This is a genomic window from Rhizobacter sp. Root1221, from assembly GCF_001425785.1.
Classification (GTDB): Bacteria; Pseudomonadota; Gammaproteobacteria; order Burkholderiales; family Burkholderiaceae_C; genus Rhizobacter.
This window is the reverse complement of record NZ_LMDI01000075.1, coordinates 144,201-166,615: the sequence shown is the minus strand read 5'-3', so window position 1 is coordinate 166,615 and position 22,415 is coordinate 144,201. Positions and strand designations below refer to the sequence as shown.

The following is a 22,415-nucleotide window of genomic DNA, read 5'->3' as shown; positions in this document are numbered from 1 at the left end:
GAAACGTGTCGGGGCCGGTACAGCGGGGCTCAGACGCGTTCGTAGATCGTCTTGCCGCGCAGGCGGAACAGATCCTTCGATTCGGTGAAGTTCTCCGAGTGGCCCACGAACAGCAGGCTCTTCGGTTTCATCACCGCGTGGATGCGCTCGAGCACCCGGCGTTGGGTGGGTGCGTCGAAATAGATCATCACGTTCCGGCAGAACACGATGTCGAACGGGTCGCCGAGGGACCAGCGCTGGTCCATCAGGTTGTGGGTGCGGAACTCGATCAGGCGGGCGAGTTCGGGTTTCACCCTGATCGAGCCGCTGTTGTCGCCCTTGCCGCGCAGGAAGTGCGCCCGCAGGCGCTCGGGCGACAGGCCACGCGATTCGGCGGAGTAGACGCCGCGGCTCGCCGTGGCCAGCACCTTGGTGTCGATGTCGCTGGCGACGATCTTGACCGAGGCATTGGCACCCAGCGCTTCCGCACAGGTCATCGCGATCGTGTACGGCTCCTCGCCGGTGGAGGCGGCATTGCACCAGATGCGCAAATTCTGGCCTGAACGGGCTTTCAGGTCACTGAGCAGTGACACGAAATGGTGTTCCTCGCGGAAGAACGAGGTCAGGTTCGTGGTCAGGCAGTTGATGAACTCCTGCCATTCGACGTCCGCCCCGGCGCCCGATGCGCCCTGCAGCCACTGGAGGTAACGGGCGAACGAGCTCTGGCCGGTCTCGCGCAGGCGGCGGGAGAGCCGGCTGTAGACCATGGCCTGCTTCCCCGCGTGCAGGCTGATGCCGGCACGCTGGTAGATCAGTTCGCGGACGCGTTCGAAATCGTCCGCGCCAAAGGCGAATTCCTGCTCGGTCGCAGGCTGGGCAATGCTGCGCAGGGCGGCCAGTTCGGCAGGAGAGGCAGCGCTCATGGACACTCCAATTGGATCTTCGGGTACACCCCCGCAGCCAGGGGTGGCCGGGCAGGGCGTGTGGGGTTTATCGGTTCCCAGTCTGCAAACCTTGAGGCATCCGAATCGGGGGAGATGCGCCGAAATGGGCACCCATATCCCTTCTTGCAAGGGGGGCCCCACTGCTAGACTGTCGTCAACAGGCTTGCAACGTGTCCAGTTCCGTCCCTTCCATCCCTCCCACCCCGGCGTCCGTCGACGGCGCACCCGCCCGGCTGAACATGGGTGCGGCGCTGCAGTTGCTTTCCCAGTCCGGCCACCGGTTGCCGGTCCTCGAAGAGGCCGGTTCCACCGCCTGGCTGCAGGCGGTCATCGACGCGTTGTGCGATCTCTCCAGCCGCGACCCGCTCACGGGCCTCGCCAACCGCCGCCACTTCGAACTGGCACTCGCCCGCGAAATCGACCGGGTGGCCCGTGTCGGTGAACCGGCGCTGGTGCTGATGGTCGACATCGACCGCTTCAAATCCGTCAACGACACCCACGGCCATGCGGCCGGCGACCTGGTGATCCAGTTCGTCGCATCGGCCCTGCTGGAGTGCGTTCGCCCCATGGACACCGTGGCCCGCTTCGGCGGCGAGGAATTCGCGGTGATCCTGCCCAACTGCCCACCGGCTTTCGGGCAGACCGTGGCTGAGCGCATCCGCCGCAAGGTGGAGCAGGGCGTGGTCACCACTGCGCTGCAGCAGTTGCTGTCCTTCACGATCAGCATTGGCGGCGCCTACGCGCCGCAGTGGGTTCGTTCGTCGGCCACGTTGTGGATCGAGCGGGCCGACCAGCAGCTCTATCGCGCGAAGGCCGAGGGCCGCAACCGTGCCTGCCTGGAGCAGCCCACGGTGTCGATGGTCAGCGCCGAAGAGAAAGGCATGTTGTTCGGCACCTCACAATTCCAGGACATCGAACCCACCCCATGAGCACGCCTTTCACTTCCACCAGCCCACCCGCGGGCAAGCGGGCGCGCATCGTGGCCGTCACCAGCGGCAAGGGTGGCGTGGGCAAGACGTTCGTGTCCGCGAACCTGGCCGCCGCATTGGCCCGCCTGGGCGAGCGTGTGCTCGTGCTCGATGCCGACCTGGGCCTTGCCAACCTCGACGTGGTGCTCAACCTGTTCCCGAAGATCACGCTGCATGACGTGTTCACCGGCAAGGCCCAGCTCGACGACGCCATCCTCCCGGCGCCGGGCGGCTTTTCGGTGCTGCTGGCCGGTTCCGGCCTCGTCGAATACTCGAGGCTCACGCCCGAGGTGCGCGACAAGCTGCTCGAGATCATCGAAACGGTGGCCCCGCGCTTCGACCGCATCCTGATCGACACCGGCGCCGGCATCTCCGACGTGGTGCTGTACGCCGTGTCGCTCGCGCACGAGGTGCTCGTGGTGGCCACGCCCGAACCCACCTCGCTCACCGACGCCTACGCCACCATCAAGGTGCTGGCCACGCAGCAGCAGCGCACGTCGGTGTCGCTCGTGGTCAACCAGGTCAGCCGCGCGGGCGAAGGCCGGATCATCCGCGGCCAGCTGCAGCAGGTGGTAGACCGTTTCGTCACCCCCACCATGGCCGACCCGTCCGTGGCGGTCCGCCTGGACCTGGTGGGCGAGATCCCGTCCGACATCGCGGTGCGCGAGGCGGTGCAGAAGCGCCAGCTGCTGCTCGAGATGTTCCCGGGCAGCGAAGCGGCCAAGGGGGTCAGCGCCGTGGCCGTCCGGATGGCGGCGCCCTGATGTCGGCCGTCCCGCACGCCACCGCCTTCGACTGGGTGGGCGGTGAGGACGCGGTCCGGGCGCTGTCCGATCGCTTCTACGACCTGATGCACCTGGAGCCGGCCTACGCCGGCATCCGCGCGATGCACCCCGAATCCCTCGACGACTCGCGCCAGAAGTTCTTCTGGTTCCTGTGCGGTTGGCTCGGTGGCCCGCAGCACTACGTGGAACGCTTTGGCCACCCGCGCCTGCGCATGCGCCACCCGTTTTCCATCGGCATCGCCGAACGCGACCAATGGCTCGCGTGCATGAACCAGGCGATGACCGAGCTGGAGATGGACCCTGAACTCGTTGTCCGGCTGAACGACTCGTTCTTCAAGACGGCCGACTTCATGAGGAATCGTTAGCCCCCCAGTCGCTTCGCTCCTGCCCCCGAGGGGCGACCCCGGGTCGGCCGGCAAAGCCGGTCCTCGCGGGTGGCTTGGTCTGGCGCTTCGCTTCGCTTGCTTTCCTGGCGTTCGCGCTTCGGGGCTTTGCTCGCTTCGCTTTGCTCGCCCTTGCTTCGCTTCTGCTTCTATTTTGTGCTGGCCTCGAACCACCGCTTGATCAGGTCGCGCTCGGCGTCGGTGATCTGGGTGGCGTTGTTCAGGGGCATGAGCTTCAGCACCACCGCCTGCTGGTAGACCTGCTGGGCATGCTGTGTGGTGAGTTCGGGGGTGTCGAGCCTCACGCCCTTGTTGGCCAAGGCCTCGTTGTGGCACATGGCGCACCGCTGGGTGACGACGGCCTGCACCTCGGCGAGGGTGGGGGCCGGCGGGGGCACGGCTGCGGCGGGTTTCGGGGTGGGGGCCATCGCGGCGATGACACCGGCCAGCATCAGGGTGCCCACCACGGCGTAGCGCCAGGGCACGGGCTGGTCGAACGCGAGGGCCTTGTGCCGCAGCACGAACGACAGGCGGATCAGCGCGCCGGCCAACATCACCAGCACGAGCCACAGCCAGTTGTGAGGGGCGGCGTACAGGAAGCCGAAGTGGTTGCTGAGCATCGCGATCAGCACCGGCAGCGTGAAGAAGGTGTTGTGGAAGCTGCGCTGCTTGCCGCGTTTGCCGAACACCGGGTCCACCGGGGTGCCGGCCCGCAGGCTGGCCACCACCTTGCGCTGGCCCGGGATGATGACGAAGAACACGTTGCCGCTCATCGTGGTGGCCAGCATGGCGCCCACGAGCAGGTAGGCCGCGCGCCCGGCGAACAGCTGGCACGACAGCCAGCTGGCGAACACGACGAACACGAACACGAGCGCACCCACCACCACGTCGCCGTGCCGGCGCTGGCCGAAGATGCGGCAGATGCCGTCGTAGATGACCCAGAAGGCCGCCAGGAACCCGAGTGATGCGGTGATGGCGGCCGCCGGCGACCAGTCGAACAGGCTCTTGTCGATCAGGAAGGTGCTGGCGTTGAACAGGTACAGCACCGTGAACAGCCCGAACCCGGTGAGCCAGGTGGAGTAGCTCTCCCACATGGACCAGTGCAGCCGCTCCGGCAGCCGGGCCGGTGACACCGGGTACTTCTGCTGGTGGTAGAAGCCGCCGCCGTGCACGGCCCACAGTTCGCCGCCGATGCCCTTGTCGCGGTCGGCCGGGTCTTCCGGCGGGGTGAGGCTGTTGTCGAGGCCGACGAAATGGAACGAGGCCCCGATCCAGGCCACGGCGGTGATCACATGGGCCCAGCGCAGCAGCAGGTTCAGCCAATCCAGCAGGTAGACATCCATCAGGGATCCGGGGAGAGGGTGTTTGTATACAAAAGGAAGGGGTCAGCTGCCGCGGTAGGTGGAGTATGCCCACGGGCTCGTCAACAGCGGCACGTGGTAGTGCTGCAGCGGGTTGGAGAGGCCGAACTCGACAGGCACCGCGTCGAGGAACGCCGGTTCCGGCAGCACCACGCCGCGGCCGCGGAAATAGGCGGCCACCTCGAACACCAGGCGGTAGCGGCCGGTGGCGAAGGTGGTGTCGTCGAGCAGGGGGCCGTCGGTGCGGCCGTCGTGGTTCAGGGCCACCTGGCGCAGCAGCGACGCCTGGTCACCGGTCAGGCGGTACAGCCCGACGAGCATGCCGGCCGCGGGGCAGCCGTTCATCGTGTCGAGCACGTGCGTGGTGAGTTTTCCCATGGGGCGCCGCCGGAAAAAGAAGTTGCAGGACAGGCAAAAGTGTATACAGTTTAGCCATTCACGCAAGCTTCGAGCCATGCCGCGTTCCACGCCCGCCCTCCGACCGATCCGTCCACCCCGAAAGCAAGTTCCGCGCGCGGTGTCCGCCACACCGGTGGCACCCGTCGACACGGCGCAGCGGATCATCGAATCCATCACCACGGCCATCGTGGAGCGGCGGCTGATGCCCGGCACCAAGCTGGCCGAACAGAAGATCGCGGACATCTTCAAGGTCTCGCGCACCATCGTGCGGCAGGCGCTGCACCAATTGAGCCGCGACAAGCTCATCACCCTCGAGAAGGCGCGGGGCGCGCGGGTGGCCCAGCCGAGCGTCGAGGAGGCGAGGCAGGTGTTCGAGGTGCGGCACATGCTGGAGTCGTCGATGATCCGGCGCGCCGCGCTCGAACTCACGCCGGCCCACATCGCCCGGTTGCGCACCCACCTGGAAGACGAACGCGCCGCGGTGCAGCGCACCGACGTGTCGGGCCGCACCCGCCTGCTGGCCGATTTCCACGTGGTGCTGGCGGGCATGCTCGACAACGACACGCTGGCTGACATCCTGCGCGACCTGCTGTCCCGCAGTTCCCTCATTTCACTGATGTACCAATCGGCCCATTCGGCGGAACATTCGTACCTCGAGCACGTGGCCATCGTCGACGCGCTGGAGCGGCGCGACGCCCGTGCCGCCGTGCGCCTCATGGGAGAACACCTGCAGCACGTGGAACACAACCTTCAAACGCTGCCGCGCGTGCCCGACCTGTCGGCCGTGCTGCGCCCGGAGACCTGACCCGATGACCACCCCTTCGCCGACCCGACCCTACCCCCGCGACCTGATCGGCTACGGCCGCAACCCGCCGCACGCGCGCTGGCCGGGCGGCGCCCGCATCGCGGTGCAGTTCGTGCTGAACCACGAGGAGGGGGGCGAAAACAGCGTGCTGCACGGCGATGCGGCCTCCGAGACCTTTCTGTCCGAGATCATCGGCGCGCAGGCGTACCCGGCCCGCCACCTGAGCATGGAGTCGATCTACGAGTACGGCTCCCGCGCCGGCGTGTGGCGCCTGCTGCGCGAATTCGAACGCCGCGGGCTGCCGCTCACCATCTTCGGTGTCGGCATGGCGCTGCAGCGCCACCCGGAACTCACGCAGGCCTTCGTCGACGCCGGGCACGAGATCGCGAACCACTCGTGGCGCTGGGTCCACTACCAGCACATGCCCGAGTCCGAGGAGCGCGAGCACATCGCACGGGGCACACAGGTCATCCGCGAGATGACCGGCGGCCAGTGGCCGCTCGGCTGGTACACCGGCCGCGACAGCCCCAACACCAAGCGGCTCGTGGCCGACCACGGCGGCTACGAATACGACAGCGACTACTACGGCGACGACCTGCCGTTCTGGATGCCGGTCGCCCGCTCCGACGGCACCGTGTTGCAGCGCCTCGTCGTGCCGTACACGCTCGACACCAACGACATGCGGTTCGCCGCGCCACAGGGGTTCAACACCGGCGACCACTTCTTCCAGTACCTGAAGGACGCCTTCGACGTCTTGTACGAGGAGGGCGACCCGGCCGGCCTCGACCGCCCCAAGATGCTCAGCATCGGCATGCACTCGCGGTTGCTGGGCAGGCCGGCGCGGTTCAAGTCCATCGTGCGTTTCCTCGACCACATCGCGTCGCACCCGCACGTGTGGGTGTGCCGCCGCATCGACATCGCACGCCACTGGCGTGCCGAACACCCCGCCCCGGGGGCCACCGCATGAGCCTCGCCTTGTTGAACGACGCCTCGCGCAATGAAGCGCTGCACTGGTTGCACGGCCTGTACGAACATTCGCCCTGGGTGGCCGACGCCGTGGTGGACCGCCGCCCGTTCGCGAGCGCCGCCCAGCTCAAGCACCTGATGGCCCAGGCCGTCCGCGAGGCCCCGCGCGACCTGCAGCTGGCGCTGCTGCGCGCCCACCCGGAACTCGCCGGCCGGCTGGCCGAGCGTGGTGAACTCACGGCCGAATCCACCAGCGAACAACTGCGTGCCGGCCTGAAAGCCTGTTCGCCCGAGGAACTGGCCCGGCTGCGCGAGCTGAATGCCGCGTACCTCGCCCGCTTCGGCTGGCCGTTCATCGTGGCCGTGCGGGGCCCGCGGGGCACCGGCCTCACCCGTGCCGAGATCATCACCACCTTCGAGCGCCGGCTCGACGCCCACCCCGACACCGAGTTCGGCGAATGCCTGCGCCAGGTGCACCGCATCGCCGAGCTGCGTCTGAACGACAAGCTCGGCGTGGAGCCGGTGCTGGGCCACCAGGTGTGGGACTGCGCCGAGCTGCTGGCGCTGCACACCGACCCGGGCTTCGACGCGCTGGGCCAGCTGACCGTGACGTACCTCACCCCGGCCCATCAGGCGTGCCAGGTGCAGCTGGTGCGCTGGATGAACGACTGCGGGTTCGACGAGGTGTCGGTGGACGCCGTGGGCAACGTCGTGGGCGTGTACCACGGCAGCACCCTCGACGCCCCGCGCCTGCTCACGGGCAGCCACTACGACACCGTGCGCAACGGCGGCAAGTACGACGGCCGCCTCGGCATCTTCGTGCCCATGGTGGCCGTGCGCGAACTGCACCAGCAGGGCCGGCGCCTTCCGTTCGCGATCGAGGTGGTCGGCTTCGCCGAGGAAGAGGGGCAGCGCTACAAGGCCACGTTCCTCGGGTCGGGCGCGCTGATCGGCCAGTTCGACCGGCGCTGGCTCGACCAGTGTGATGCCGGGGGCATCTCGATGGCCGAGGCCATGGCCGCCGCCGGGCTCGACCCGGCCGGCATCCCCGCGTTGCGCCGCGATCCGGCGCGTTACCTGGGTTTCGTCGAGGTGCACATCGAACAAGGACCCGTGCTCACCGAACTCGACCTGCCGCTGGGTGTGGTCACCTCCATCAACGGCAGCGTGCGGTTCGTGGGTGAGGTGATCGGCCAGGCCAGCCACGCAGGCACCACGCCGATGGACCGGCGCCGCGACGCCGCCACCGCGGTGGCCGAGCTGGCGCTGTACGTGGAGTTGCGTGCGGCCGCGCAACCCGGCGTGGTGGGTACCGTGGGCATGCTCAACGTGCCCGAGGGGTCCATCAACGTGGTGCCCGGCCGTTGCCAGTTCAGCCTCGACCTGCGCGCCGGCACCGACGAATCGCGCGATGCGCTGGTGGCCGACGTGTTGGCCGCGCTCGAACGCATCGTCGCGCGCCGCGGGCTGCACCACACGCTGGAGGAAACCATGCGTGCGTCGGCCGCGCCCAGCGCCACCGCGTGGCAGTTGCGCTGGGAATCGGCCGTGGTGGCCACCGGCGCCACCGTGTTCCGCCTGCCCAGCGGCGCCGGCCACGACGCCATGAAGCTGCACGAGGTGATGCCGCAGGCCATGCTGTTCGTGCGGGGCGGCAACGGCGGCATCAGCCACAACCCGCTGGAAGTCATCACGAGCGACGACGCCCAGCTTGGCGTCGAAGCCTTCCAGCATCTCGTCGATCAACTCGCTCAGGCCCTTCCCACTCCATGACCAACTCCTTCGACCGGCTCGACGCGTGGATCGACACGCACTTCGACGCGCAGGTGCAGTTCCTGCAGCAGCTCGTGCAGGTGCCCACCGACACGCCACCCGGCAACAACGCACCGCACGCGGAACGCACTGCCGAACTTCTGGCGGGCTTCGGTTTCACCGCCGAACGCCATGCGGTACCCGCGGCAGACGTGCAGGCGTACGGGCTGCAGTCCATCACCAACCTGATCGTGCGGCGGCCGTACGGCGGCAACGGCCCCACCGTGGCGCTGAACGCCCACGGCGACGTGGTGCCGCCTGGTGACGGCTGGACCCGCGACCCGTACGGCGCCGAGGTGGAGGCCGGCCGCCTGTATGGCCGTGCCACGGCGGTCAGCAAGAGCGATTTCTCCACCTTCACGTTCGCCGTGCGCGCGCTCGAATCGCTCGGCGTGCCGCTCAAGGGCGGGGTGGAGCTGCACTTCACGTACGACGAGGAGTTCGGCGGCGAGATGGGCCCGGGCTGGCTGCTGGCGCAGGGCCTCACGAAACCCGACCTGCTGATCGCCGCCGGCTTCAGCTACCAGGTGGTGACCGCGCACAACGGCTGCCTGCAGTTCGAGGTGACGGTGCACGGGCGGCCCGCGCATGCGGCCATCCCCGACACCGGCATCGACGCGCTCCAGGGGGCGGTGGCCATCCTCGAGGCGTTGTACGCACAGAACACGCTGTACCGGCATGTCGTGTCGGCCGTGCCGGGCATCACCCACCCGTACCTGAACGTGGGCCGCATCGACGGCGGCACCAACACCAACGTGGTGCCGGGCCGGGTCACGCTGCGGCTCGACCGGCGCATGATTCCCGAAGAGGTGCCGGGCGACGTCGAGGCCGACGTGCGCCGCGTGATCCTGCACGCGGCCGCCACGTACCCTGGCATCACCGTCGACATCCGCCGCCTGCTGCTGGCCAACCCCCTCAAGCCGCTGCCGGGCAACCGGCCGCTTGTCGAGGCGCTCCAGCGCCACGGCGAGGTGGTATTCGGTGAACCGATCCCGGAGTCGGGCACCCCGCTGTATGCGGACGCGCGGCTGTACGGCGAGCGGGGCATCCCCGCGGTGATCTACGGGGCCGGGCCGCGCACGCTGCTCGAGTCCAATGCCAAGCGGGCCGACGAACACGTGGTGCTCGACGACCTGCGCAAGGCCACGAAGGTGGTGGCCCGCACGCTGTTCACGCTGCTCGGTTCGTGAAGAAGCGGGGTCACTGCACCGCGGTGCAGTGCCTCGGGGCGGCCTTCAGCAGCCGCGGCGTGACCTGGCAGGCCCAACTGACGTGCCGCGCGGCGTCGGCGCTGGGCACCAGGAAGATCGAGCCGGCCGGGCCGGAGGGCCCGAGCACCAGGCGGATCTCGATGGTGCCCGACGTGGGGTCGCTGGTCAGCGATTCGACCGGCCGCAAGGCCGGGCTGGCGGGGACGGCTGGCAGCGGCGGCATCACGCCGGTGCGCTGGAACTCCTCGCCGGCCGCGTGCGCCAGCGGGAAGACGTCCAGCAGCACCGCCGACACCTTGGCCCGGTTCGTGTAGTCCACGTACGCCGGCAGCGCCACCGCGGCCAGCATCCCGATGACGGCCACCATGCCGATCAGGACGACCGGTGCCCAGCTGGTGCCGCCGCGCCGGGCGAGCCGTTCGAGGTAGCGCTCGCGCGATTCGCCGGGCACCACACTGTCGACGACCGAGCGGCACTTGCGGAAGTAGACCCAATGGGCCATGAGCGGGGGCGCGACGACCACGCCGAGCACGGCGAGCACGCCGGCAACATCGGAGGATGTGCCGATCGCACCGGCGAACAGGCCCACGACGAACGCCAGGACGGTCGACAGCACGAGGTAGAGAACCGTGGCCAGCCAGGCCTTGCGGTACAGCAGCCAATACCCCGCCAGGAACAGCGCAGGCCAGTGCCAACCCACCTGGAACTCACCGCCCGCAGCCGCCATCTCGCGGAACCGGGGAAGGTAGTGGTCCTGCCCCTTCGGTCCGATGACGGCACGCCACGCCTCTTCGTCGAAGTCGTCCTGCACCGCGGCGCGCGGCGCCTTGGCGGGGCTCAGGTCCACCGGCGGCTGCGTGGGCAGGAACGGCGACGCTTCCTCCGCCGCGCGGGGCACCGGCAGGTCGGGGGCGACCGGCAGGGGTTCGGCGGACAGCGCGTGGCCGCATTTCACGCACGACGCTGCAGCGTCCGGGTTCAACCGGCCGCAGCCATGACACGTTTTCATTTTTCCCTCTCCCTGTTTTTTGTCCGCGCACTATAGGTCGGCCGCGCGCGGGTGTCCCGGCCGAAAACGAGGCGCTTGTCACGGTCTTCGCCACACGAAACCCGAGGCTTTCGGGTGCCGCCGAGAATGCAGCTCGCATTCACTCCGACCCACCCCGACCATGACCGACCTGTCCCGCTTCGAGATCACCCGGAAATGGCCCGCCCGGCACGCGGACCGCATCCAGCTCTACTCGCTGCCCACGCCGAACGGCGTGAAGGTGTCCATCCTGCTGGAGGAAACCGGGCTGCCGTACGAGCCGCACCTGGTGCGCTTCGACACCAACGACCAGCTGTCCCCCGAGTTCCTGTCGCTCAACCCGAACAACAAGATTCCCGCCATCCTCGACCCGAACGGGCCGGGCGGCCAGCCGCTGCCACTGTTCGAGTCGGGTGCCATCCTCATCTACCTGGCCGAGAAATCGGGGCAGTTCCTGCCGGCCGATCCGGCGCGGCGCTACGAGACGATCCAGTGGGTGATGTTCCAGATGGGGGGTGTCGGTCCCATGTTCGGCCAGCTCGGGTTCTTCCACAAGTTCGCCGGAAAGGACTTCGAGGACAAGCGCCCGCGCGACCGCTACGTGGCCGAATCGAAGCGCCTGCTGGGTGTGCTGGACCAGCGCCTGGCCAACCGCGCGTGGCTGATGGGTGACGAGTACACCATCGCCGACATCGCGACCTTCCCGTGGGTCAACAACCTCGTCGGCTTCTACGAGGCAGGCGGCCTGGTGGGCTACAACGAGTTCGTCAACGTCGACCGCGTGCTGAAGGCGTTCCTCGCCCGGCCGGCGGTGGCCCGCGGCCTCAACATCCCGCCGCGTCCGGGCACCTGAGGCGCCGCCGGGCTGGCATCATCCCGTCATGCCCTGGATCGACACGCACTGCCACCTCGATGCGCCCGAGTTCGACCCCGACCGCGACGCGGTCGTGTCGCGGGCCCGGGCGGCGGGTGTGTCCGGCATCGTGTTGCCGGCCGTGGGCGCGTTCGATTTCGACACCGTGCGCGACCTGGCCCACGCCCACGGGTTCGCGTACGCGCTCGGCATCCACCCCCTGTTCGTGGACCGGGCGGGCGACGACGACCTCGCCGAACTGGCCCGGCACCTCGAACGCCACCGCGACGACCCGCGCCTCGTGGCCATCGGCGAGATCGGCCTCGACCACTTCGTGCCCGGGCTCGACCTGGCGCGCGGCGAGCGTTTTTTCGCGGCCCAGCTGAAGCTCGCCCAGCAGTTCGGCCTGCCGGTGATCGTGCACGTGCGCCGGTCGGCGGATGCGCTGCTCAAGCACCTGCGGCGTGTGCCGGTGCGTGGCATCGCCCACGCGTTCAACGGCAGCGACCAGCAGGCCGCCGTGTTCGTGGACCTGGGCTTTCGCCTCGGGTTCGGCGGTGCGATGACCTTCGATCGCGCGCTGCAGATCCGCCACCTCGCGGCCACCGTGCCGGACCACGCGCTGGTGCTGGAAACCGACGCCCCCGACATCCCGCCGCACTGGCTCTACCGCACCGCCGCGCAGCGGGAGGCGGGCGAGACCTCCCGCAACGAACCGGCCGAACTGCCCCGCATCGCGGCCACGCTGGCCGAGCTGCGGGGGTGGACGCTCGCGCACACCGCCCACGTGTGCCGCATCAACGCGTTCGCCGCCTTGCCCCGCCTGGCCGCCTTGATGGGTGCAGCGCCCCGATGACCGGTGAGAGCCCGCTCCTGTGCGGCCTGCCGCCCGTGATCGACACGCGCACGCGGCTCGTGGTGCTTGGCAGTTTCCCCGGCGGCGCGTCGCTCGCGGCCGGCCAGTACTACGCCCATCCGCGCAACCAGTTCTGGCCGCTGCTGTCGGCGCTGTGGGGCGTCGACCTGCGCGCACTGCCGTATGCCGAGCGCCTCGGCGCCATGAGGGACCACGGCGTGGGGCTCTGGGACGTCTACGCCCACTGCCGCCGCGAAGGCAGCCTCGACACCGCGATCGAGGACGCCCAGCTCAACGACCTCGCCGGCCTCCGCTCGCGGGCGCCGGGCCTGGCCGCCATCGCGCACAACGGGGGCGAGTCGGCCCGCTCGATGCGGCACACCGCGGCGCTCGGGGTGGAGGTGGTGCGCCTGCCGTCCACGAGCCCGGCGAATGCCTCGTGGTCCTTCGAACGCAAGCTGGCGGCGTGGCGGGCCGCGTTCGAGGCCCACGGCGTGGCCTGAGAAGGTGCGAACCTTCTGATACGGAATGCGTTGGACGGGTGGTGCCCGTCCGGCGTCTGGCAGACTGTCATGTTGCCCCGAATCTCCCGAATCCCCGATGGCCACCCGCAAACGAAAGATCGAACTGGCCCCGGCCACCATGTCGGAGGCCGATGGCGTGCGCTACCTGCACCTCGGCACACCCTGGGTCCAGGGGGCCATGCGCGTGCGCAAGCCCCACACCCTCGAACTCGAGTACATCCAGCGCATGATGGCCTGGATGCTGTTTCGCCACCCGGACGAGGTGGCCGAGGGGCACGCCGTGCAGTTGGGCCTGGGCGCCGGAGCCATCACGCGCTTCTGCCACCGCAACCTGCGCATGAAGACCACGGCGGTGGAACTCAACCCCACCGTCATCACCGCGTGCCGCATGTGGTTCCACCTGCCGGAAGACGATGCCCGCCTCACCGTGCTCAACGCCGACGCCGCGCAGTTCGTTGCCGACCCGGCGAACCACGGCACGGCCCAGGTGCTCAACGTGGACCTGTACGACCACGACGCCGCGAGCCCGGTGCTCGACGACGAGGTGTTCTACCGCCATTGCCGTGCGTTGCTGTCCGACGACGGCGTGATGACGGTCAACCTGTTCGGCCGCGACGCCAGCTTCGAGCGCAGCGCCGACCGCATCGCCGCGGTGTTCGGCCACGACACGCTGCGCAGCCTGCGCCCCACGAAGGAGGGCAACACCATCGTGGTGGCCTGCAAGGCCTTTGCAATTCTTGACCGCGACGAACTTGCCCGGCGTGCGGAAAACATCGAAACTCGGTTCGACCTGCCCGCCCGCAAGTGGTTGCGCATGCTCCGTGCGCTGCCGGCCGCTCCCCGCACCCCCGCGACATGAACACTGCTACCCCCAAAGCATCCCCCAAGCCCGCCAGTTCTCATCCTGCCGGGCGGCTCGACTGGCGGCGCCTGCTGAAGTGGCTGCGCGACGACGGCATGATCTCCGAGTCCGACCACGACACCGTCGAGAAGCGCTTTGCCGCGGCCGACAGCAAGCAGCACCCGCTCGTGCGCCTGGGCAGCGCGGGCCTGAACCACGCCCGTACCGGCAAGGCGCTCGACACCGAGCTTCTCACGGAATGGCTCGCCAGGCATTGCGGGCTGCCGTACCAGCGCATCGACCCCCTCAAGGTGGACGTGGGCCGCGTGTCCGAGGTGATGTCCATCAACTACGCCGAACGCCGCCGTTCGCTGCCGCTGCAGGTGGGGGCGCACGAGGTGATCGTGGCCACCAGCGAGCCGTTCGACGTGGCGTGGGTGCCCGAGATCGAGGCCCACACCCGCAAGACGCTCAAGCTGGTCGTGACCAACCCGATCGAGATCGCGAAGTTCACCACCGAGTTCTACACGCTGTCCAAGTCGGTTCGCAACGCCGTCAAGACCGGCGAGATGGCCGCGTCCGCAAGCTTCGAGCAACTGGTCGAGCTCGGGCGATCCAACAAGCAGCTCGACGCCAACGACCAGGGGGTCGTGCAGGTGGTCGACTGGCTCTGGCAGTACGCGTTCGACCAGCGCGCGAGCGACATCCACCTCGAACCCCGCCGCGAGCTGAGTGTCATCCGCTTCCGCATCGACGGCGTGATGCACACCGTCTACCAGCTGCCACCCGGCGTGATGAACGCGATGATCGCGCGCATCAAGCTGCTGGGCCGCATGGACGTGGTGGAACGCCGGCGCCCGCTCGACGGCCGCATCAAGACGCGCAACCCCACCGGCGACGAAGTGGAAATGCGGCTGTCCACGCTGCCCACCGCGTTCGGCGAGAAGATGGTGATGCGGATCTTCGATCCCGACACCACCGTGAAGCAGCTCGATGCCCTGGGTTTCGGCACCCATGACGCCCAGCGCTGGGAATCGCTCACGGCACGTGCGCACGGCATCATCCTCGTGACGGGCCCCACCGGCTCCGGCAAGACCACCACGCTCTACTCCACGCTGAAGCGGCTCGCGACCGACGAGGTCAACGTCTGCACCATCGAGGACCCGATCGAGATGATCCAGCCCGCGTTCAACCAGACGCAGGTTCAGCCCGCCCTCGACCTCGGTTTCGCCGAGGGGCTGCGGGCCCTGATGCGCCAGGACCCCGACATCATCATGGTGGGTGAAATCCGCGACCTGGAAACCGCCGAAATGGCCATCCAGGCCGCCCTCACGGGCCACCTCGTGTTCAGCACGCTGCACACCAACGATGCGGCCTCGGCCATCACGCGGCTCGTGGACCTGGGGGTGCCGCCCTACCTCATTGGTGCCACCGTGATCGGTGTGCTGGCGCAGCGGCTCGTGCGCACGCTGTGTCCGGCCTGCCGCCAGCCCGACGAGGCCGTCACGGCCGACGCGCTCAACACGCTCATCAAGCCGTGGACGCTGAGTGGCAAGGTGCGTGCGTACAAGCCGGTGGGCTGCCTCGAGTGCCGCATGACCGGCTACCGCGGCCGTGCCGGGCTGTACGAACTGCTCGAGTTGACCGACTCGGCCCGCAACACCGTCTCGCCGGTGCCCGACGTGGGTGCGCTGCGCCGGCAGGCGCTCAAGGACGGCCTGCGCCCGCTCCGGCTGGCCGGTGCCATGAAAATCGCCGAAGGCGTGACCACGGCGGAGGAAGTGCTGCGTTCCACACCCATGTGGGAAGGTTGACCGGCTCGGCCGAACTTGCAAGTCCCCGTGAATCTGCTACGTGTAAACCACACACGCATGGCAGGTGCCGCTGCCTAGAATCGCACACAACGTCGCAGCACACGTGAGGGGTACCTTTGTGAAGATCAAGAGTCAGCGCGATTTCTTTTCCGGATTGATGTTCCTGGTGGTCGGCCTTGCGTTCGCGTACGGTGCCACCGACTACAGCATGGGGGCTGCCGCGCGCCCGGGGCCGGGGTACTTCCCCATGATCCTCAGCGTGCTGATGGCCATCCTCGGGGCGGTCGTGATCTTCACGTCGCTCACCATCGAGGTGGAAGGCGGCGAGCCCGTCGGTGACATCGCCTGGCGGCCACTCGCCGTGATCGTGTTTGCCATCGCCCTGTTCGGGGCCTTGCTGCCGCGCGCGGGCCTCGTGATCACGGTGCCCATCCTGATCATCATCGTCAGCGCCGCCGGGGACGAATTCAAATGGCTCGGCGTGCTGATCTCCAGCGTCGTGCTCACCGTCTTTTCCTGGCTCGTGTTCGTCAAGGGCCTCGGCCTGACGATCCCGATGTGGCCGGCCGCCATGGGTGGCTGATCGCCGCCCGCACTGAACCTACCGCATCGGAAAGTTGCCCATGGACCTGATCAACAACCTCGCATTGGGGTTCGGCGTGGCCTTCACGCTGAACAACCTGATGTACGCCTTCTTCGGCTGCGTACTCGGCACGCTGATCGGTGTGCTGCCGGGCCTCGGCCCCGTCGCCACCATCGCGATGCTGCTGCCGTCGATCTACGCGCTCGACGCCACGCCCGCCCTCATCATGCTGGCCGGCATCTACTACGGCGCGCAGTACGGCGGTTCCACTACCGCCATCCTGATCAACGTGCCGGGTGAATCCAGCTCGGTGGTGACCGCCATCGACGGCTACCAGATGGCCCGGCAGGGCCGGGCCGGTGCGGCGCTGGCCGCGGCCGGCCTGGGCTCCTTCTTCGCGGGCTGCGTGGGCACCATCATCATCGCCGCCTTCGCGCCGCCGCTCACCGAACTCGCATTCAAGTTCGGCCCGGCCGAATACTTCTCCCTGATGGTGCTGGGCCTGATCGGTGCCGTGGTGCTGGCGTCCGGTTCCCTGGTCAAGGCCATCTCGATGATCATCCTGGGCCTGCTGCTCGCGCAGATCAACACCGACGTGATTTCCGGCGTGCCGCGGTACTCCGAGCTGCCGTTCACCACGCTGAACTTCCCCGAGCTCACCGACGGCATCGGTTTCGTCGTGATCGCGATGGGCGTTTTCGGTTTCGGTGAAATCATCGCCAACCTCGGCCAGCCGGCCGAACACCGCGAGGTCTTCACGAAGGAAGTGAAAGGCCTGTGGCCCACCCGCAAGGATTTCCAGGAAGCCTGGCCTGCGGTGCTCCGTGGCACCACGCTCGGCTCGTTGCTCGGCGTGCTGCCGGGTGGTGGTGCGCTGCTGGCTTCGTTCGCGGCCTACACGGTGGAAAAGAAGATCGCCGGCCCGAACGGCCGCTTCGGCAAGGGTGACATCCGCGGCGTGGCCGGCCCCGAATCGGCCAACAACGCCGGTGCCCAGACCTCCTTCATCCCGATGCTGACGCTGGGCATCCCGCCGAACGCGGTGATGGCGCTGATGGTGGGTGCGATGACCATCAAGGGCATCCAGCCCGGTCCGCAGGTGATGACCAGCAACCCGGAACTGTTCTGGGGCCTGATCGCCTCCATGTGGGTGGGCAACGCGATGCTCGTGATCCTGAACCTGCCCCTGATCGGCATCTGGATCAAGCTGCTGACGGTGCCGTACCGGTTCCTGTTCCCGGCCATCACGCTGTTCTGCTGCATCGGCACCTACACGCTGAACAACAACAACTTCGACGTCTACATGACGGCCATCTTCGCGGTGGTGGGGTACCTGTTCTACAAGCTCAAGTGCGAACCGGCGCCGCTGCTGCTCGGTTTCATCCTGGGCCCCATGATGGAAGAGAACCTGCGCCGGGCGTTGCTGCTGTCCCGCGGCGACTGGAGCACGTTCGCCACGCGACCGCTGTCGGCCGGCCTGCTGGTCGCCTCGGCACTGTTGATCGTGGTGGTGCTGCTGCCATCCATCAAGAACAAGCGCGAGGTGGCGTTCCAGGACGCCGACTGACCGACCTGCATTTCGTCCACAAGGCCGCCTCCGGGCGGCCTTGTCGTTCCCGGTCCTCCGATGAAGGTGATGCCCATGACTTCCTCCTCCACCCCGTTCGACTGGCGTGCCGGCTACCCGAGCCCGCGGCTCCCGGTGTTCGGCCGCAACGTCGTGTCCACCTCGCACCCGCTTGGCGCGCAGGCCGGCCTGCGCATCCTGGGCCAGGGCGGCAATGCGGTGGACGCGGCCATCGCCGCCGCGGCCGTGATGACCATCGTGGAGCCGGTCAGCAACGGCCTCGGGTCGGATGCGTTCTGCATCTTGTGGGATGGCGAACGGCTGCACGGCCTCAATGCGTCGGGCACCGCACCGGCCGCCTGGACACCGGCCCACTTCCGCGCGAAGTACGGTGAGGCGGCCACGCCGCCGCAGCGCGGCTGGGACAGTGCCACCGTACCGGGTGCCGTGGCGGGGTGGGTGGCGCTGAGCGAGCGGTTCGGCAAGCTGCCGTTCGCCGACCTGATGGCGCCGGCCATCGAGGTGGCCACCCGCGGGTACGCGGTGCCGGTGGTGGTGCAGCAGAAGTGGGCGGCGGCTGCACCGCTGCTCAGGGACCTGCCGGGTTATGCGGCCGCCTTCCTGCCGCGCGGGCGCGCGCCCGAGGTGGGCGAGCTGTTCCGTTTCCCGGACGCGGCCCGGTCGCTCGACCTGATCGCGCGCACGAAGGGTGCCGCGCTGTACGGCGGCGAGATCGCCGAGGCCGCGGTGCGGCACGCGGGCGAGTCGGGTGCGGCCATCACGGTGGCCGACTTCGCAGGCTACCGGCCCGAGTGGGTCGACCCCATCGGGCTCGACTACGCGGGCCACCGGCTGCACGAACTGCCGCCCAACGGGCAGGGCATTGCCGCGCAGATTGCACTCGGCATCCTCCGCCACGTGGACCTGGCCGCGTTGCCCGTCGATGGCCCCGAGTCGCAGCACCTGCAGATCGAGGCGATGAAACTCGCGTTCGCCGACGTGTACCGTTTCGTGGCCGAACCCGGCAGCATGACCGTGACCACGGCGCAATTGCTCGACCCGGCGTACCTGGCCGAGCGGGCCCGGTTGATCGACCCGGCGCGCGCGCAGGACTTCGGTGCCGGTAACCCGGTGAAGGGTGGCACGATTTACCTGACGGCGGCTGACGAACACGGGATGATGGTCAGCTTCATCCAGAGCAACTACATGGGGTTCGGGTCCGGCGTGGTGGTGCCCGGGTACGGCGTGTCGATGCAGAACCGTGGACACGCGTTCAGTCTCGATCCGGCGAGCCCCAACGTGGTGGCGCCGGGCAAGCGGCCCTTCCACACCATCATTCCGGGTTTTCTGACCCGCGACGGCCAGCCGGTGATGTCGTTCGGCGTGATGGGGGCGAACCTGCAGCCGCAGGGCCATGTGCAGACGCTGGTGCGCCTGCTGAACCACCGTCAACATCCGCAGGCGGCGTGTGATGCACCGCGCTGGCGCTACAACGAGGGGCTGTCGGTGAACGTCGAGGCGAGCATGCCCGCGGCCACGGTGGCCGGGCTGGCGGCCCGTGGGCACCGCCTGGAGGTGATCAACGACAGCTACCAGGATTTCGGCGCCGGCCAGTTCATCTGGCGGCTCGGGGACCCGGCGTCGGCGGGGTACGTGGCCGCCAGCGACAGCCGGCGCGACGGGTTGGCCGCCGCCTGGTGACGGTGCAGTGACCGCCCGGTGAACGTGGTCCGGGCGTAGACTGGGCACGCAGATTGCTCGAATGGCCCGGCGCCTGGTCTTGCGGTTTCGTCCGTCGGGCCGGGTGGCTCCTGCCACTTCCTGCCTGACCCATGCCCACGATGGACGCCACCCGCGATTTCGGCCCCAGCACCATGCCGACGATCTCCGAACTCGACCGTGACCTGCTGCACCCCGGCGTACGCGTGGGCGGCTGCCAGATCCTCGAGCCCATCGCACAGGACGATGGCGGCATCCTGTATGTGGTGGATGACGCCCTGCTGCAGCGGCACGTGCTCGTGCGCGAACATTTCCCCCAGGGCTTGGCCGCGCGCGGCGATGCCGGCGAGGTGCTGCTCGTCAATGGCAGCAACCCGTCGGCCCGCGAGGCGGCGCTCGCCCGGTTCCTGCGCGGTGCACGCTGGCTCACCCGCTTCGATCACCCGTCCATCGGCCGCGCGCTGCGCGTGTGGGAGGAGCGTGGCACCGCCTACCTGATGATGCCGCTCTACGAGGGGGAGTCCCTCGCGTCGGCGCAGCGGCACGCCGGCTGGGCTGACGAAACCAAGCTGCGCGCGCTGGTGGGCGCCCTGTGCGACGCGCTGGCCCCGATGCACGCCGGGGGGGTCTTCCACCTGGGCCTGTCACCTGACAGCATCTGGGTGCAGCCCGACGGCCGCCCGGTGCTGTTCGACCTGTCGTGCGCCGCGCCGGCCGCGCAGCGCACGGTGTCCGACAGCGTGGACCGGCAGTTCGCCCCCATCGAGCTGTTCGCCCACGGCAGTGCGTTTCCGGTGGGCGCGTGGACCGACATCTACAGCCTCGGTGCCGTGATGCACCACGCACTCCTTGGGCGGCCTCCGCTGTCGGCGGCCGTGCTGGGCCCGAACGACATCCACGCACCGCTGTCCGAAGGACTGGCGCGCCGGGGGCCCGGCCGCTCGACCGCACCGCTGCCCTCGGCTGCGCTCATCGCGGCCATCGACCGCGCGTTGGCGGTGCGGCCCGAGAACCGCCCGCAGGACCTGGGTGCCTTCCGGCGCCTGCTGGGCCTCGAGGCGCCGGCGGTGGCGGCACCAGTGCCCGTCCCGGCACCGGCAGCACCGCGGCCCGAACCACCGGTGCTCACGTCGATGCTGCCTCCGCCCCCCCGGCCGGCGGCCGACATCGCACCCCCGGAGCCGCCAGAGCCGGCGGCGGAACCCGAGGTCACCCCCAACAACAGCCCCGAAACCGAGGTCGATGCCGCGGCCGCGGCGGCCATCGCGATGGCCGTGTCGTCGTTGCCCTGGGCGAACGAACGCGAGCCCACGTTGTCGGCCGAGCCGCCGGGGTTCAAGCCGCAGCCCGGCCGCAACGTGCCCCGGGAGCCCAGCCTCGGCCCGCAGAAATTCGTGATGCCGGGCCCGGCCAAGCGCAAGGCGGCGCCGCGCAAGCCCCCCGGCCGGTTCGCCGCCGCGCTGTTCGGCCTGTTGGCATGTGCCGGCATGGCCGGTTGGTACGCCATGGAGAACCCCGGCCAGGTGGCCGCCTGGCTCGGTGTGCCCGCCACGGAACCCGCGGCAACCCCGGCGCCCCGGACGGCCACGGCCGCACCGGCCCCCACGCCTGCACCTGTACCTGCACCCGCGCCTGCACCCGCGCCTGCACCGGTGGAAGCGGTGCTCGCCAACGACCCGCCTGCCGCGGGCCCGACCCCGGCGCCGGTGGCCGTCGAACCACCGGCCCCCGCGCCGGTCGCCGAAGCTGCGCCGTTACCCCCGCCAGCGCCAGTGGCCGTGGTGGAACCCCCGCCCAAGCCGAAGGCGGAACCGAAGCGGGCACCGAGGAAGGAGGTGGCCGCCGCCGCCCCCGCGGGCGACCCGGACGCGCCGCCGGCCAACAACCCGAAGGCCGCGTGCGGCACGCGGTCCAACTTCGCGCTCTACCGCTGCATGGAAACCCAATGCGGCCTGCAGCGCTTCTCCCGGCACCCGCAGTGCATCCAGTTCCGGGCCGAGAACCGCGACTGACCCTCGCCGAGTCCGTTGTCCCACGGCAAGCACGGGGGGCCGTCGCTCCTTAGAATCCCGCGATGGGTTCCTCTACTGCCGCCGCCGACGGGCTCGCCACTGCATCTTCGCGCGCCGTCTGGCCCGGCCTGCTGCTTGCCGCGCTGGGGGCCATCGCGTTCTCCGGCAAAGCCATCATCGTGAAGCTCGCCTACCGCCACGGGGTGGATGCCGTCACGCTGATCATGTACCGCATGCTGTTCGCGCTGCCGCTGTTCCTGTTCCTCGCGTGGTGGGCGGGGCGAGGCAAGCCCGCGCTCACCGGGCGCGACTGGCGCATCGTCGTGTTCCTCGGCATCACCGGCTACTACCTCGCGAGCTTCCTCGACTTCGCCGGCCTGGCCTACGTCACCGCCAGCCTCGAGCGGCTGATCCTGTACCTCAATCCCACCATCGTGCTGGCGCTGGGTGTGGTGCTGTTCAAGAAGCGGGTGAGCCGCAACCAGGTGCTGTCGCTCGCCGTCAGTTATGCCGGCGTGCTGCTGGTGTTCGGTCACGAGGTGACGCTGATGGGCGCCGATGCCGCACTCGGTGCCCTGCTCGTGTTCGGCAGTGCCGTCAGCTATGCGCTCTACCTTGCCTTCAGCGGCGAGGAGGTGCGCCGCCTCGGCGCCATGCGCCTGGCCGGCTTGGCCACCACGGTCGCCTGCGTGCTGTGCCTGGTGCAGTTCGCGGTGCTGCGGCCGCTGTCGGCGGCCGTGGTGGCGCCGGAAGTCATCGGCCTGTCCGTGCTGAACGCCACGCTGTGCACCTTTGCCCCCGTGCTGATGGTGATGATGGCCATCGAGCGCATCGGGGCGGGTGCTGCCGCCCAGGTGGGCATGATCGGTCCGCTGTCCACCATCCTGATGGGCATCCTGATCCTCGGCGAACCGTTCACCCTGTGGGTGGCTGCCGGCACCGCGCTCGTGATGGGGGGCATCTGGATGCTGGCCCGCGCACGCACGGCTTGAACACGCAAACCAAC

21 protein-coding genes are annotated in these 22,415 nt (G+C 69.1%); 17 read left to right on the top strand and 4 right to left on the bottom strand.

The features are described 5' to 3' along the window. Nucleotides 1–29: 29 nt before the first annotated feature. The gene (locus tag ASC87_RS29185; protein ID WP_056671475.1) at nt 30–902 is read right to left on the bottom strand and encodes a CheR family methyltransferase; all 873 of its coding nucleotides are present in this window, start codon (nt 900–902) and stop codon (nt 30–32) included. A 191-nt stretch (nt 903–1,093) separates the two neighbouring features. Between ASC87_RS29185 and ASC87_RS29180 the strand changes: the two genes are divergently transcribed. The 3 genes from ASC87_RS29180 to ASC87_RS29170 are packed head-to-tail and all read left to right on the top strand — an operon-like array spanning nt 1,094 to nt 3,041. Further along, nucleotides 1,094–1,852, top strand: coding sequence for a GGDEF domain-containing protein (locus tag ASC87_RS29180; protein WP_369820810.1), 759 nt, complete (start codon nt 1,094–1,096; stop codon nt 1,850–1,852). Beyond that, entirely contained in the window at nt 1,849–2,655 is an 807-nt protein-coding gene (locus ASC87_RS29175; protein WP_056671471.1) for a MinD/ParA family protein, read from the top strand. The genes ASC87_RS29180 and ASC87_RS29175 overlap by 4 nt, the downstream gene beginning before the upstream one ends. Next, complete coding sequence (locus ASC87_RS29170; protein WP_056671469.1) at nt 2,655–3,041, top strand: group II truncated hemoglobin; 387 nt, start codon at nt 2,655–2,657, stop codon at nt 3,039–3,041. Before ASC87_RS29175 ends, ASC87_RS29170 begins: the two co-directional genes overlap by 1 nt. A gap of 167 nt (nt 3,042–3,208) precedes the next feature. On the opposite strand, the gene ASC87_RS29165 is transcribed toward ASC87_RS29170, so the two are convergent. Next, nucleotides 3,209–4,402 (bottom strand): urate hydroxylase PuuD, encoded by a 1,194-nt coding sequence (locus tag ASC87_RS29165; RefSeq protein ID WP_056671467.1) that lies wholly within the window; start codon nt 4,400–4,402, stop codon nt 3,209–3,211. A gap of 42 nt (nt 4,403–4,444) precedes the next feature. Then, nucleotides 4,445–4,798 (bottom strand): hydroxyisourate hydrolase, encoded by a 354-nt coding sequence (gene uraH / locus ASC87_RS29160; RefSeq protein ID WP_056671465.1) that lies wholly within the window; start codon nt 4,796–4,798, stop codon nt 4,445–4,447. A 76-nt stretch (nt 4,799–4,874) separates the two neighbouring features. Here uraH and ASC87_RS29155 point away from each other — a divergent pair, with 76 nt between their 5' ends. From ASC87_RS29155 to ASC87_RS29140, 4 genes are read left to right on the top strand one after another with little or no spacing between them, the layout of a single operon-like run. Further along, on the top strand, nt 4,875–5,624 hold the full coding sequence (locus ASC87_RS29155; protein ID WP_082569046.1) for a GntR family transcriptional regulator: 750 nt from the start codon (nt 4,875–4,877) through the stop codon (nt 5,622–5,624). A gap of 4 nt (nt 5,625–5,628) precedes the next feature. Further along, a complete protein-coding gene (gene puuE / locus ASC87_RS29150; RefSeq protein WP_056671463.1) occupies nt 5,629–6,591 on the top strand; it encodes an allantoinase PuuE in 963 nt (320 codons plus the stop codon). After that, nucleotides 6,588–8,363 carry a 2-oxo-4-hydroxy-4-carboxy-5-ureidoimidazoline decarboxylase gene (gene uraD / locus ASC87_RS29145; RefSeq protein ID WP_056671461.1) on the top strand — a complete coding sequence of 592 codons (1,776 nt, stop codon included), beginning with the start codon at nt 6,588–6,590 and terminating at the stop codon, nt 8,361–8,363. The genes puuE and uraD overlap by 4 nt, the downstream gene beginning before the upstream one ends. Then, nucleotides 8,360–9,592 (top strand): M20/M25/M40 family metallo-hydrolase, encoded by a 1,233-nt coding sequence (locus tag ASC87_RS29140; protein WP_056671459.1) that lies wholly within the window; start codon nt 8,360–8,362, stop codon nt 9,590–9,592. The genes uraD and ASC87_RS29140 overlap by 4 nt, the downstream gene beginning before the upstream one ends. A gap of 10 nt (nt 9,593–9,602) precedes the next feature. Here the strand turns inward: ASC87_RS29140 and ASC87_RS29135 are convergent, their stop codons facing one another. Then, a complete protein-coding gene (locus ASC87_RS29135; protein ID WP_082569045.1) occupies nt 9,603–10,622 on the bottom strand; it encodes a DUF2628 domain-containing protein in 1,020 nt (339 codons plus the stop codon). 160 nt (nt 10,623–10,782) lie between these two features. Between ASC87_RS29135 and ASC87_RS29130 the strand changes: the two genes are divergently transcribed. From ASC87_RS29130 to ASC87_RS29085, 10 genes are all read left to right on the top strand, one after another. Next, nucleotides 10,783–11,493, top strand: a complete 711-nt coding sequence (locus tag ASC87_RS29130) for a glutathione S-transferase N-terminal domain-containing protein (protein WP_056671455.1) — start codon at nt 10,783–10,785, stop codon at nt 11,491–11,493. 28 nt (nt 11,494–11,521) lie between these two features. After that, a complete protein-coding gene (locus ASC87_RS29125) occupies nt 11,522–12,349 on the top strand; it encodes a TatD family hydrolase (RefSeq protein WP_056671453.1) in 828 nt (275 codons plus the stop codon). Then, nucleotides 12,346–12,852: a DNA-deoxyinosine glycosylase gene (locus ASC87_RS29120; protein ID WP_056671451.1), complete on the top strand. Its 507-nt coding sequence runs from the start codon at nt 12,346–12,348 to the stop codon at nt 12,850–12,852. The genes ASC87_RS29125 and ASC87_RS29120 overlap by 4 nt, the downstream gene beginning before the upstream one ends. Before the next feature lie 97 nt (nt 12,853–12,949). Beyond that, nucleotides 12,950–13,732 carry a spermidine synthase gene (locus ASC87_RS29115; protein WP_056671449.1) on the top strand — a complete coding sequence of 261 codons (783 nt, stop codon included), beginning with the start codon at nt 12,950–12,952 and terminating at the stop codon, nt 13,730–13,732. Then, complete coding sequence (locus ASC87_RS29110) at nt 13,729–15,528, top strand: GspE/PulE family protein (protein ID WP_056671447.1); 1,800 nt, start codon at nt 13,729–13,731, stop codon at nt 15,526–15,528. Before ASC87_RS29115 ends, ASC87_RS29110 begins: the two co-directional genes overlap by 4 nt. Before the next feature lie 118 nt (nt 15,529–15,646). After that, nucleotides 15,647–16,111, top strand: a complete 465-nt coding sequence (locus ASC87_RS29105) for a tripartite tricarboxylate transporter TctB family protein (RefSeq protein WP_056671445.1) — start codon at nt 15,647–15,649, stop codon at nt 16,109–16,111. 40 nt (nt 16,112–16,151) lie between these two features. After that, nucleotides 16,152–17,678, top strand: coding sequence for a tripartite tricarboxylate transporter permease (locus tag ASC87_RS29100; RefSeq protein WP_056671443.1), 1,527 nt, complete (start codon nt 16,152–16,154; stop codon nt 17,676–17,678). A 75-nt stretch (nt 17,679–17,753) separates the two neighbouring features. Beyond that, nucleotides 17,754–19,379 carry a gamma-glutamyltransferase family protein gene (locus ASC87_RS29095; protein ID WP_056671441.1) on the top strand — a complete coding sequence of 542 codons (1,626 nt, stop codon included), beginning with the start codon at nt 17,754–17,756 and terminating at the stop codon, nt 19,377–19,379. A gap of 140 nt (nt 19,380–19,519) precedes the next feature. Continuing rightward, nucleotides 19,520–21,409: a hypothetical protein gene (locus tag ASC87_RS33640; RefSeq protein WP_056671439.1), complete on the top strand. Its 1,890-nt coding sequence runs from the start codon at nt 19,520–19,522 to the stop codon at nt 21,407–21,409. Between the two features lie 62 nt (nt 21,410–21,471). Continuing rightward, on the top strand, nt 21,472–22,401 hold the full coding sequence (locus ASC87_RS29085; protein WP_056671437.1) for a DMT family transporter: 930 nt from the start codon (nt 21,472–21,474) through the stop codon (nt 22,399–22,401). Nucleotides 22,402–22,415 lie beyond the last annotated feature (14 nt).